The organism is Streptomyces sp. NPDC051662 (genome assembly GCF_040681655.1).
In the GTDB taxonomy this organism is placed as follows: Bacteria; Actinomycetota; Actinomycetes; order Streptomycetales; family Streptomycetaceae; genus Streptomyces.
Genome location: NZ_JBFAZD010000028.1, coordinates 35951 through 48192 on the forward strand (window position 1 = coordinate 35951; position 12242 = coordinate 48192).

Genomic DNA, 12242 nt, shown 5'->3' on the forward strand with positions numbered 1-12242 from the left:
CCGACGGTTCACAGAGAAAGGTGGGTTGCCGATGTCGCACGCGGGCTTCGCCCCGCCGGCTGACTATGCGGCGGCCGTGGACAGTCTGGCCGGACACGTTCTGGACGCTTTGCGGAACGTGAGGAATCCGCCGGGCCTGGCTGTTCATGTCGCGCGAGCGGCGGACACGCAAGCGGCGTTGGCCGCGGTGCGGGTGCTGGGGCCTGATGTCTTCGCACCCGCACTGCTCACCGGAATACCCTTCGGGCCCGCGGACCGGCAGGTGGTGGCCGAGGCGCTGCGCGTCTTTCCGCCGTCCCCCGACGATCCGCCGGAGGCCATCCGTCTCGGCCGGGCGACAGCCGCCCTGCTCGCCCGCTTCGACGGGACGGGCGCCGCCGTACCGGACGCGCATGACCTCTCGGCGGCGGAGACCGACGGTGACTGGTGTACCTGGGCGCGGTGGATGGCGCGGCTGTCACCGCTCGCGCTGCCCGACCTGGCGGGGCCGGTGTCCGAGCAGGCCGCCCGCCGGACGCTCGATCTGAACCGGGGGCTCACCCGCTCGATGCTGCGCCGCGACTACCCCACGGCCGCGCGGCTCGCCCGCTGGGTCGCACTCGCCCCGAGCGCGGTCGCCGTGCCGGGCATGGACATCGCCGCCGTGGTGACACATCTGGAGCTGTGCGGAGCGACCGGTGTCAGGACCTTGGTCAACACGGCGATCGCACGGCTGCTCATCGCCGGGGGCCAGGAGCGGAAGGAGCACGGCACATGAGTACGACATCGACCGGAGCGCCGGTGCCCGCCCGGCAGGTCGCGCATCTGATGGCCGCTCGCGCACTGGGATGGCTGCACGACAATCTCGGCCGCGCCGCGGTGCCGCCGGACACGACGGCCGAACTCGCCGATCCCGACAGCGTCTACAAACCCCTCGGGGAATCGGCGCTGGCCGCGTCTCTGGTGCTGCGCGAAGGCATGGCCTCGTCGGACGGCCGGCGGGCGGCCCGGGAGCTGCTCGACTTCTCGTGGAAGCAGTTGGGCTCCGGCGATCTCCTCTATGAGCGGCAATTGCGGTATCCGATGCTGACGGATCCGATGGAGCTGTACACCCACTTCGCGCGCGGTGGCCACCGGCACGACCGGCTGGAGACGCTCATCGCACACCTCAGCGGCCTTGTGTCGCAGCGCGGCGCGGAGCTGCTGCCCAACCGTCGGCTGGCGGTGGCGAACGCGGCCAGGATCTCCGGGGTGGGTCGCCGTGCCGACTGGCCCGCGCTGCTCGACGCCACATGGCTGGGGCACACCCCTGAGCCATGGATGATCGACTGGATGACGGCCTACTGCATGACGCACACCGTCTTCCATGTCACCGACTGGGGAGCGCGACCGGACGGTCTGCCGTCCCGGGTGGGCGACTATCTGGCCGCTTGGCTGCCGGTCTGGATGGATATCTGGCTGGAGATCCAGGAGTGGGACCTCGTCGCCGAACTGCTCATCGTCGACGGCTGCCTACCTCGGCCGGGACGTGTGCCAGGAGTCTGGGAGCGGCTTGCCGCGGCCCAGCGTCCGGACGGTCTGGTGCCCCGCGACGGGCAGCCGGTGGACGAGAACCCTGACAACGCGTTCCGGGATCACCGCCACACGGCCGTTGTGGTGACCGTCGCCGGGACCCTGGCGTCGTCCCGCTACGACGATGCCGCCCGCGCCTGACCCCGCCCGGCTGCCGCCCGGGCGTCTGGAACCGGTCGCGAACGTCCTGGGCGACCGGGCGGGGCTGGTGGTCGCGGCGTACGCGGCCGGTGAATCCGCCACGCTCTGCCGGGGATTCACCGACCGCACCGGAACGGTCCCCGTCACCGACCGGACCCGCTTCGAACTCGGTTCGGTCACCAAGACGTTCACCTCGCTGCTCCTCGCCGACCTGGCGGTACGGGGCGCGGTACGGCTCGACGAGCCACTCAGCGCCCGGATCCCGCTCCGGTCGCTGCCACGCAGCCCCAGGGCCGCGGACATCACCCTGGAACATCTGGCGACCCACACCTCCGGACTGCCACGGCTCCCCCCGGGGCTCCTGCGGACCGCACTGCCCTCGTGGACGACGAACCCGTATCAGGCTTTCCCGCCGGACGCGCTGCTGGACTCCCTCGCCGTCAGCCGGCTGCGGCATACCCCCGGCACCCGGGTGCGCTACTCCAACTTCGGTGTCGGCCTGCTCGGCGGTCTGCTCACCGAGCAGGCCGACACCAGCTTCGGCGCGCTGCTTCGCGCACATGTGCTGGAGCCGCTGGCCCTGACCGACACCACCGCCGACGCCGCCGAACCCCAGGCCACCGGCCACTGGCACGGCCGCCCGCGACCGCCCTTCCTCATCCCCGCGATGCCCGCCGCCGGCGCCCTGCGCTCCAGCGCCCGGGACCTGTTGCGCTATCTGCGCGGCCTGATCGCCCCGCACACCGCCGCACCGCCGGGGGACCCGCTGAATCCGGCCCTGCACGAGGTGACCCGCGCCCGCCGTCGCGCGCACGGCGGCCCGGAACTGTGCCTCGCCTGGACCAGGCGCCTGCGGCCGGGCCCAGCGCCCGCTCTCTACTTCCACTCCGGTGCCACCCGCGGCTTCACCGCGTTCACCGGCTTCAGCCAGGACCCGGCGGTCGCCGTCGTCGCCCTGGCGAACACCGCGCCCGGCCCGCACAGCCGATTCATCCAGGCCGCCTACCAACTGCTCACGGACCTCGCCTGTGAGCCGGGCGGCGGCCGGCCCCGCTGACCGTCCTCGTCCCACCGGACGATGGCGCGCCTTCAGCCGTTCCGACGGTCAAGTCCCAGCGCCTCCCGTCCCGCGTAGCGGGCCCGGGGGCCCAGTTCCTCCTCGATGCGCACGAGTTGGTTGTACTTGGCGGTGCGGTCGGCGCGGGAGAGCGAACCCGTCTTGATCTGGCCGCAGCCGGTGGCCACGGCGAGGTCGGCGATGGTGGTGTCCTCGGTCTCGCCCGAGCGGTGGGACATGACGACGGTGTAGCCGGCGCGGTGGGCGGTGGCGACGGTGGCCAGGGTCTCCGTCAGGGTGCCGATCTGATTGACCTTCACCAGAACCGAGTTGGCGATGCCGTCGCGGATCCCCGCCCGCAACAGGGCTTCGTTGGTGCAGAAGACATCGTCGCCGGTGAGCTGGCAGCGGTCGCCGAGCCGGGTCGTGAGCAGCCGCCAGCCGTCGTGATCGTCCTCGGCCATCGGGTCCTCGATGGAGGCGACGGGGTAGCGGTCGACCAGTGCGGCGAGATAGTCGGCCTGCTCGGCGGGGCTCCGGCGGACGCCCTCCCCCGTGTAGTCGTAGACGCCGTCGCGGTAGAACTCCGAGGACGCCGGGTCCATGACGATGGTGATGTCGGCGCCGCACTTGTAGCCGGTGCGCTCGACAGCCCGTACGACGAAGTCCAGAGCCTCGTCGGCGGTACGCAGGTCGGGGGCGAAGCCGCCCTCGTCGCCCACGTTCACACTGTGGCCGGAGGCGAGGAGATCACCGCGCAGGGTGTGGAAGACCTCCGAGCCCATCCGGACGGCCTCGGCGAAGGTCGCCGCGCCGATCGGGGCGATCATGAACTCCTGGAAGTCGAGCGCGTTGTCGGCGTGGGCACCGCCGTTGATGATGTTCATCATCGGCACCGGCAGCAGGCGCGCGTCGACCCCGCCCACGTAGCGGTACAGCGGCAGGCGGTGGGCCGCCGCCGCGGCCTTCGCGGTGGCCAGGGAGACACCGAGGACCGCGTTCGCGCCGAGCACCGACTTGTCGGCCGTGCCGTCCAGTTCGATGAGCGTCGCGTCGACCGTCGCCTGGTCCTCGGCGTGGAGCCCGACGACGGCATCCGTGATGCGGTCATTGACGGCGTCGACGGCGCGCCGCACCCCTTTGCCGTGGAAGCGGGCGGGATCACCGTCGCGCAGTTCGACCGCCTCGCGCGCGCCGGTGGAGGCTCCGGACGGTACGGCCGCACGGCCGAGCGATCCGTCCGACAGTTCGACGTCGACCTCGATGGTGGGGTTGCCCCGGCTGTCGAGGATCTCTCGTCCTACGACCCGGCTGATAACGGTCACCCTGCTGCTCCTCACGTGCGGCCGTATGACGACGGATTTAAGTTCCGTCAGGGAACAAAGTGAGTCCCGAAAGGGAACTTACTATGGGTGGATGAGAATGCACAACGCTGACGAGACCTGCGGGATCGCCCAGGCGGCCGTCGTCCTGGGGGACTGGTGGAACGTTCTGGTCCTACGGGAGATCGCGCGCGGCCATGTCCGCTTCGACGCGCTCGCCACCGAGATCGGCCTCTCCCGCAAGGTCCTCACCGAACGGCTCGGCAGACTCGTCGCCCTGGGAGTGCTGCGCCGGCACCTCTATCAGCGACGTCCGGTCCGCTACGAGTATCTGCTGACGCACGCCGGCCAGGCGCTGCTGCCGGTGCTGGTGGCCATGCAGGACTGGGGCGACCGCTGGGTCCTCGGCGACGGCTCTCCTGTCGCCACGGCGGCCGAGGGCGGCGCTGAGCACGCCCGCGCGCACGCGCTGGCGGGCACCCGCGTGCCCGAGGGGCTTGTCCTGCCTGCCACGGACGGCACCGACCGGGACGTGGTGAGCCCGGAGGGGGCGACCGTGCTGTTCGCCTACCCCGGCACAGGCGTCGAGTGGGACGAGCCGATCCCGGGCGCTGTCGGCTGCGCGCTGGAGAACCGGCTGTTCAGCGACGCCTGGCCCCGGTTCCGGGAGGCAGGCGTGGAGCTGCGCGGAACGAGTACGCAACTGCCCCGGGAACAGGCCGAGTTCGCCCGCGCCGAGTCGGTCCCGTACCCACTGCTCTCCGACGCGCGGCAACATCTGGCCGCGGCCCTGCGGCTGCCCACGTTCCACGGTGTGGGCCGGCCGCGGCACAAACGGCTGATCCTCGTCATCGACGCGGAGCGGACCGTACGCCATGTGCTGTTCCCGGTCCTCAACATCCCTCAGGCGGTCGAGCGGAGCCTGAGCCTGGCCGCGGCGTGCGCGCGGACACCGTGACCGCGTATCGGGCCCGCCCGCTCAAGGCCCGCCTGCTCAAGGCCCGGTCGCTCAAGGCCCGGGCGCCGGGGAAGGGATGAGCGCGGTGCGCCGGAACTCGCTCGGGTTGGCGCCCCGGACCCGTTTGAACGCCGCGCTGAACCCGAACGGGTCGGAGTAACCCACGGCGCGGGCGACGTCCGCGACGGTCGCGGCCTCCTGGTCGACCAGGAGGTCCGCCGCGAGCGTCATGCGCCAGCGGGTGAGATAGGTCAGCGGGGGCTCGCCGACCAGCTCGGCGAACCGCTTGGCCAGCGTCGAACGCGACACCCCGGTGCGCTCGGCCAGCGCGGCGACCGTCCATGGTGCCGCCGGTTCGGCGTGCAGTAGACGCAGCGCGTCGCCGACCACCGGGTCCCGCTGGGCGGCCCACCAGGCCGGGGGCTCGCCGCCCGGCCGGTCGAACCACTCGCGCAGCGTGCAGACCAGCATCCAGTCCAACAGCCGGTCGAGCACTACCTGTTGGCCCGGGGCGTCGATGGCGGCCTCGGCGCCGAGATGGTCCAGCACCGAGTCGGCCGTGCCCCCGCCGCCCACGCGCAGCACGACGGGCAGCGCGTCCAGCAGCCGGCGGCTGATCTCCCCGCGCACCGGATAGGCGCCGACGATCAGGGTCGTCGCATCCCGGACGTCCCCGGCGTCCCCGCCGCGGTCGTGCCAGCCGAGCCGGTGCCGCGTCCCGCCCAGCTCGGGCGTCGCGCAGAACTCGCCGCACGCGATCGGTTCCGCCCGGGTATCGACCTCGTCGACGAAGGTGAATGTCGCGGGGCCGCGTACGACGATCGTCTCGCGGGCGCGCAGCGGCTCGGGCGGACCGTGCTCGGGCACGATCCAGCCCGCCCCGGTGAGGACGGTGCACAGGGTCAGCGGCGCGCCGTCCACGAAGTGCAGTGCCCAGGGCGGGGACAGGGTCGAGCTGCCGAACAACGAGCCGTGGGCTCGCACGCCCCGGATGAGATCACTGAACACGTCCACCTCAGCGAGGTTAGACGAAGAGGAAGTCGGACGAATACGCAGGCAATCCGGCTGCTCACCTATGGGTTCGTCCAAGTCGGCCGTGTTCAATCGGTGTCATGAGCAACGACACCACTCTCGTCAACGACACCACTCTCGTCCTCGGCGCGACCGGCAAGACCGGTCGGCGGATCGTCTCCCGGTTGCGGCTGCACGGCACGCCGGTGCGCGCCGCCTCCCGATCGAGCCGGACCCGGTTCGACTGGTCCGACCCCGGCGGCTGGGACGCCGCCCTGCGGGGTATCTCCGTCGCCTACGTGGTGGCCCCGCGCGTACCGGGCCCGGTGCACGAGTTCGTCGCCCGGGCCGAGGCCGCCGGAGTGCGGCGGCTGGTCCTGCTCTCCGGGCGCGGCGCCGACACCTGGGGCGACACCACCTTCGGGCTGGATATGCGTTCGGCCGAGGAGGCCGTACGCGGTTCGGCGCTGGAGTGGACCGTCCTGCGGCCGTCGAACTTCGATCAGAACTTCGACGAGGACGTCTTCCACGCTCCGTTGGTCGCCGGGGAGCTGGCGCTTCCGGCCGGCGCGGTTCCCGAGCCGTTCATCGACGTGGACGACGTCGCCGATGTCGCCGCCGCGGTGCTGACCGAGGCCGGCCGGCACGCGGGACGCGTCTACGAGCTGACCGGACCGCGTGCGCTGACCTTCGGTGAGGCCGTCGAGCTGATCTCCCGGGCGTCCGGGCGGTCCCTCACCTACCGTCGGATCTCTCCCGCCGAGTACGCGGCGACGCTGGTCGAGGAGGGCTTGAGCGAGGAAGACGCCGACGATGTCGCCGAGATGTTCGTCCTGATGGAACGCGGGCCGAGCGCCGCGACGACGGATGACCTCGCCACCGTGCTGGGACGGGCGCCGCGGACCTTCGAGGACTACGTCGTGCGGACCGCGGCGGCGGGAGCCTGGCAGCAGTGATCGTCCGGGGGTTCCGGCAGCTCCGCATGCGCGACCCTGATGGTCGGTTCCGGTCCGCGAGTACGATGTGATCTCACCGTTCAGGGTGGCATCCGCGGATCTGGAGGGGGCCGGCTGTGGCTGTTCTGGTGGTGCAGCACGTGGCGGAGGAAGGCCCGTACGAGATCGGTTCGGCGTTGGCGGCGGCCGGGCTCGGGCTGCGGGTGTGTCGGGTGTGGGCCGGCGACCCGCTGCCGGAAGACCTGTCCGGGGCCGAGGCGCTGGTGGTACTCGGCGGTCCGATGTCCGGGTACAGCGACTACGGCTTCCCCACGCGTACAGCGGAGTTGGGCCTGCTGCGCGCGGCGCTTGATGCTCAGGTTCCGGTGCTCGGCGTATGCCTGGGCGCGCAGTTGCTGGCGGTGGCCGCCGGGGGAACGGCCCGGCCCGGCACGGGAATTCAGGTCGGGTGGGGGCCCGTGCGCATGGGGTCAGCCGCCGCCGGGGACCCGCTGTTCGCCGGGGTTCCGGAGCGGTTGAGGGTGCTGCACTGGCATGGTGACACCATGGATCTCCCCGCCGAGGCGGTGGCGTTGGCCTCCTGCGACCGTTATCCGGTACAGGCGTTCCGGGTGGGCGCGGCGGCGTGGGGACTTCAGTTCCATCTGGAGGTCGACGCCGCCGCGGTCGGCGCCTTCGCGAGGGCGTTCCCCGAGGACGCGGCTGCCGCGCCGGACGGTCTGTGCGAGGACGCGCACGAGGAGTCGGCGGCGCTCGCGCCGTACCGGGACCAGGTGTTGGGGCGGTTCGCCGCGCTGGTGACGGGCCGGGCCGGCCACACGTCGACCCGTACGTTCTTCACGCCGATGGCCGCGACCTGGGAGGAGCGCTTCGCGGCCGACGGACCCCGCTACGCGGCGGCCGTCGCCCGGATGGGGCTCGACGAGGGGCGGACGGTGCTCGACCTGGGGTGCGGCACCGGACGGGCGCTGCCCGCGCTGCGGGCGGCGGTCGGCGACAAGGGCCTGGTCCTCGGGATGGATGTCACACCCGCGATGCTCGACGCCGCCGCCCGGCACGGCCGCGGGGACCTCGCGGCGCTGCTGCTCGCCGATGCCCGCCGCCTGCCCCTGTCCGCCGGGGCGGTGGACGGCATCTTCAGCGCCGGACTGGTCAACCACCTTCCGGAACCCGCCCCGGCGCTGGCCGAATGGGCCCGGGTGACCGATGCGGGCGGTGCCCTCCTGCTCTTCCATCCCTCGGGCCGTGCCGAACGAGCCGCCCGGCACGGCCGCCCCCTGGACCCCGACGACCTGTTGGCCGAGACCAACCTGCGGTCCGCGCTGGAGGTGGCCGGCTGGCGGCTTGCCCATTACGACGACGCGCCGCAGCACTTCCTGGCCCGTGCCGTACGCGTGGGCTGACCGACACCCGCGGTCGCTGCCGTACCGGACAGGACCTGGTCAGGGACGGCTGGTGAGATAGCCGCCCATGGCGGTGAAGTACTCGGCCGCGGGCAGCTCCTGGCCGTCCTCAGTCCGTACGCGGGTGATGGCCAGGCCATGGTTGCGGCCGGTCCGCGCGTCCGCTCCGGCGACTATCACCACGCCGTCCCCTTCGCGGTAGAAGACGCGGCCGGGTGTGCCTCCGTAACGCCCCTCCGAGACGACCGCGGTCAGGACCTCAAGACGCTTGCCCTTGTGGAAGGTGAAGGCGCTCGGATACGGCGCGGACTGAGCGCGGATCAGACGCTCCAGGGCGTCGGCGGGCCAGTCCCAGTTGATCCGGATGTCCGCCTCGGACCGCTTGTGGAAGAAGCTGGCCTGAGAGCGGTCCTGCTTGGTGAACTCGGTCTGGCCGGAGGCGATCAGGTTCAGGGCGCCGACCGTGACGGGGGCGATGAGGTCGACGGTCTTGTGGAACAGGTCGGTGGCGGTGTCCGTGGGCCCCACCGGCACCGCGCGCTGGTCCACGATGTCGCCCGCGTCGAGGACCTCGTCCATCATGTGGGCCGTGACGCCGACCTCCCGCTCCCCGTTGATGAGGGCCCAGATCAGCGGTGAGAAGCCGGCGTACTTCGGCAGGAGCGAGTCGTGGATGTTCAGCGTGCCGAAACGGGGAAGGCCGTAGATCCGCGGCGGGATCCAGGTGCGCCAGTTGTTGGCCACGATGATGTCCGGGTCGGCCTCCTTGAGCCGCTGGAGCAGCTCCTCGTCGTCCGGCCTGTTGCGGATGATCACCGGGACGCCGTGTTCCTCGGCCAGGTCGGCGACCGAGTCGCTCCAGATCTTCTCGTAGGCGTGCTCGCTCTTGGGGTGTGTCACGACCGTCACCACGTCGTGTTCGGAGTCCAGGAGCGCTTGCAGGGTGCGGTGCCCCCAGGTCTGGTAACCGAACATGACGACCCGCATGGGGTTCCTCCTCAGAAGAGCGAATGATCGCAGTAAGTAAAGCAAGCCTTACCTAAGGATGCAACGGGCCTCGGATGGGGGCCCGTTAGGTGTCAGGGCCTGCCGCTTGCCCGATTCGTCCAGTCGACAGGTCGACCCAGGTCAGGTTAGCTTTACCTAAGTTCGACTGGCCGGCGTGCACGGCGGGCTCGGCGTCTCGTTTCTTTTCATCCACGTCCGACAGGCGGCTGTCCCGCACGATGGGAGTGACATGTCACAGGTTCTTCCTGGCGACACACCTTTGATCCACGACCTCATAGGAATCGGCTTCGGCCCGTCCAATGTGGCCATGGCGATCGCGCTGAGCGAGCACAACGCGAGTGTCGGAAGGCAGGAGGCGGTCACCGCTCACTTCTTCGAGTCCCAGCCGAGCTTCGGCTGGCACCGCGGCATGCTGATCGACGACGCGACGATGCAAGTGTCGTTCCTCAAGGACCTGGTGACACTGCGCAACCCGTCCAGCGAGTACACGTTCCTGCGGTACCTGCAGAGCAAGGGCCGGCTGATCGACTTCGTCAACCACAAGAACCTCTTCCCGCTCCGCGTCGAGTTCCATGACTACTTCGAGTGGGCCGCGGCGAAGGTCGACGACATGGTCTCCTACGGCCACGAGGTCATCGCCGTCGCCCCCGTCGTACGCGACGGAGTGGTGGAGTACGTCGACGTAACGGCCCGTTCCGGGACGGAGACGGTGGTCCACCGTGCCCGCAACCTCGTCATCGGCACAGGTCTGCGCCCCCTCCTGCCGGAGGGTGTCGAGCGGACGGACCGGGTCTGGCACAACTCCGACCTCCTCGCGAAGGTGGACAGCCTGGAGGGCGCCGACCCCACTCGCTTCATCGTGGTCGGCGCCGGTCAGAGTGCCGCCGAGAACGTGGCGTATCTGCACCGCCGTTTCCCGGGCGCCGAGATCTGCGCCGTCTTCTCCCGTTACGGCTACAGCCCCGCCGATGACAGCAGCTTCGCCAACCGCATCTTCGATCCCGAGGCGGTCGACGAGTACTTCACGGCCCCCGACGACATCAAGCGCAAGCTGATGGACTACCACGGCAACACCAACTACTCGGTCGTGGACATCGATCTGATCGACGACCTGTACCGGCAGTCGTACCAGGAGAAGGTCCTGGGCAACGAGCGGCTGCGCTTCCTCAATATCTCCCGGCTCACCGCCGTCGAGGAGGTCGGGAACCAGGTCCGCGCCACCGTCACCTCCCTGGTGACCGGCGAGAAGGAGGTGCTGGACGCGGACGTCGTGGTGCTCGCCACCGGCTACAGCCAGGCGGACCCCCTCGGACTCCTCGGCGAGGTCGCGGACAGCTGCCGCCGCGACGGTCAGGGTCGTGTCCGCGTCGAGCGTGACTACCGCATCACGACGGACCCCGAACTGCGCTGCGGCATCTACCTCCAGGGCGGCACCGAGCACACACACGGCATCACGTCGTCCCTGCTGTCCAACACCGCGATCAGGGTCGGCGAGATCCTGGACTCGATCCTCGACCGCGGCCCCGAGCGCGCCCGGGGCGAGTCCCGGTCGGTCGTCGACGGCATCGGCTCCGTCCGCTGAGGGCATCCGCGTCCCCGAGGCTGAGGGCCTCCGCGTCCCCGAGAACGCTCGCCGAACACCCTCCTCGGTAGAACTTCCCAACCGCCACGCTCGACGAGGAACGCCGACGGGCGTGGCACGCACCGTGTAATTCCCGTGAAAGGAACATCCGTGTCCACTGGTACGCGCCCTATTCTGACGCGTTTCGTCAGATACGTCCCCCGGGTGGCCGCTGCCACTGCCGCCGCACTCGCACTGTCCGCCTGTGGGGGCGGTACCGACGAGGCCGAGTCCAAGCCCTCGGATGAGGCGAGCACCACATCGGCCGCTTTCCCGGTGACGGTGGAGCACAAGTACGGCAGCACGACGATCGAGGCCGAGCCGAAGAGGGTCGTCACCCTGGGCCTGTCGGACCAGGACGCGGTGCTGGCGCTCGGTGTCAAGCCTGTCGGAGCGGTGGACTGGTTCAAGGAGCAGCCGTACGGCAAGTGGCCCTGGACGAAGGACAAGTGGGGGTCCACGAAGCCGGAGATCGTCGGTGAGCGTGACGAGTACAACATCGAGAAGATCGTGGCGCTGAAGCCGGACCTGGTCATCGCGCAGTACTCGGGGATGAAGAAGGAGCAGTACGACACGCTCTCGAAGTTCACCAAGGTCGTCGCCCAGCCCAAGGGCCTGCCCGACTACGGGGCGTCCTGGCAGGTGATGACCCGGCAGATCGGCAAGTCCCTCGGCAAGGAGGCGGACACCGAGAAGCTGATCACCGGCATCGACGAGCGCTTCGAGGCCGTGCGTGACAAGCACCCGGAGTTCGCCGAGAAGACCCTCGCCGTCGCCGACAGCTTCGAGGCGGGCAAGTACTCGGGCTTCACGAAGACCGACCCGAAGGCGATCTTCTTCTCCGAGCTCGGTTTCAAGCTGAAGCCCGAGATGGACACCCTGGCGAAGCCGGGCTGGAACGTCGCGGAACTGAGCGCCGAGAAGCTGAACGTGCTCGATGTCGACCGTCTCGTCTGGGTCACCTCCAGCACCGAGGCCAACGACCGCATCAAGGCCGAGCCGCTCTACAAGAAGCTGAAGGTCCACCAGGAGAAGCGTGACCTGTTCGTGCCGTACCAGGACCCGGACATCGGCGCGGCCTTCTCCTTCAACACCGTTCTTTCGATTCCGTACGCCATCGACGAGGTCGAGCCGCTGATCGCGGCCATCAAGTAAGCGCCGGTCCAACGGCGTCCCGTCCGTCCGCCGGCAGTGCCGCGGACGGACGGGCGGGT

General features: G+C 70.4%; 11 protein-coding genes. 8 read left to right on the forward strand and 3 right to left on the reverse strand.

Annotation, left to right across the window (positions count from 1 at the left end):
• Positions 1–31 precede the first annotated feature (31 nt).
• The 3 genes from AB0M67_RS33365 to AB0M67_RS33375 are packed head-to-tail and all read left to right on the forward strand — an operon-like array spanning position 32 to position 2749.
• Positions 32–757, forward strand: a complete 726-nt coding sequence (locus AB0M67_RS33365; RefSeq protein WP_365751311.1) for a hypothetical protein — start codon at positions 32–34, stop codon at positions 755–757.
• Positions 754–1692, forward strand: coding sequence for a hypothetical protein (locus AB0M67_RS33370; protein ID WP_365751312.1), 939 nt, complete (start codon positions 754–756; stop codon positions 1690–1692). Before AB0M67_RS33365 ends, AB0M67_RS33370 begins: the two co-directional genes overlap by 4 nt.
• Positions 1676–2749, forward strand: a complete 1074-nt coding sequence (locus AB0M67_RS33375) for a serine hydrolase domain-containing protein (protein WP_365751313.1) — start codon at positions 1676–1678, stop codon at positions 2747–2749. The genes AB0M67_RS33370 and AB0M67_RS33375 overlap by 17 nt, the downstream gene beginning before the upstream one ends.
• A gap of 32 nt (positions 2750–2781) precedes the next feature.
• Here AB0M67_RS33375 and eno read toward each other — a convergent pair whose 3' ends face one another.
• The gene (gene eno / locus AB0M67_RS33380; protein WP_365751314.1) at positions 2782–4074 is read right to left on the reverse strand and encodes a phosphopyruvate hydratase; all 1293 of its coding nucleotides are present in this window, start codon (positions 4072–4074) and stop codon (positions 2782–2784) included.
• Positions 4075–4165: 91 nt separating this feature from the next.
• On the opposite strand from eno, the gene AB0M67_RS33385 reads away from it, so the two are divergent.
• Positions 4166–5029, forward strand: a complete 864-nt coding sequence (locus tag AB0M67_RS33385) for a winged helix-turn-helix transcriptional regulator (RefSeq protein WP_365751315.1) — start codon at positions 4166–4168, stop codon at positions 5027–5029.
• 51 nt (positions 5030–5080) lie between these two features.
• Here AB0M67_RS33385 and AB0M67_RS33390 read toward each other — a convergent pair whose 3' ends face one another.
• Positions 5081–6043: an AraC family transcriptional regulator gene (locus AB0M67_RS33390; protein WP_365751316.1), complete on the reverse strand. Its 963-nt coding sequence runs from the start codon at positions 6041–6043 to the stop codon at positions 5081–5083.
• Positions 6044–6141: 98 nt separating this feature from the next.
• Between AB0M67_RS33390 and AB0M67_RS33395 the strand changes: the two genes are divergently transcribed.
• Positions 6142–6996: an NAD(P)H-binding protein gene (locus AB0M67_RS33395; protein WP_365751317.1), complete on the forward strand. Its 855-nt coding sequence runs from the start codon at positions 6142–6144 to the stop codon at positions 6994–6996.
• A 116-nt stretch (positions 6997–7112) separates the two neighbouring features.
• Complete coding sequence (locus AB0M67_RS33400) at positions 7113–8399, forward strand: methyltransferase domain-containing protein (protein ID WP_365751318.1); 1287 nt, start codon at positions 7113–7115, stop codon at positions 8397–8399.
• 39 nt (positions 8400–8438) lie between these two features.
• On the opposite strand, the gene AB0M67_RS33405 is transcribed toward AB0M67_RS33400, so the two are convergent.
• On the reverse strand, positions 8439–9386 hold the full coding sequence (locus AB0M67_RS33405) for a methionyl-tRNA formyltransferase (protein WP_365751319.1): 948 nt from the start codon (positions 9384–9386) through the stop codon (positions 8439–8441).
• Between the two features lie 250 nt (positions 9387–9636).
• On the opposite strand from AB0M67_RS33405, the gene AB0M67_RS33410 reads away from it, so the two are divergent.
• Both AB0M67_RS33410 and AB0M67_RS33415 read left to right on the forward strand, forming a co-directional pair.
• The gene (locus tag AB0M67_RS33410) at positions 9637–10989 is read left to right on the forward strand and encodes a lysine N(6)-hydroxylase/L-ornithine N(5)-oxygenase family protein (RefSeq protein WP_365751320.1); all 1353 of its coding nucleotides are present in this window, start codon (positions 9637–9639) and stop codon (positions 10987–10989) included.
• 204 nt (positions 10990–11193) lie between these two features.
• The gene (locus AB0M67_RS33415) at positions 11194–12183 is read left to right on the forward strand and encodes an iron-siderophore ABC transporter substrate-binding protein (RefSeq protein ID WP_365751321.1); all 990 of its coding nucleotides are present in this window, start codon (positions 11194–11196) and stop codon (positions 12181–12183) included.
• The last annotated feature ends 59 nt before the right edge of the window (positions 12184–12242 follow it).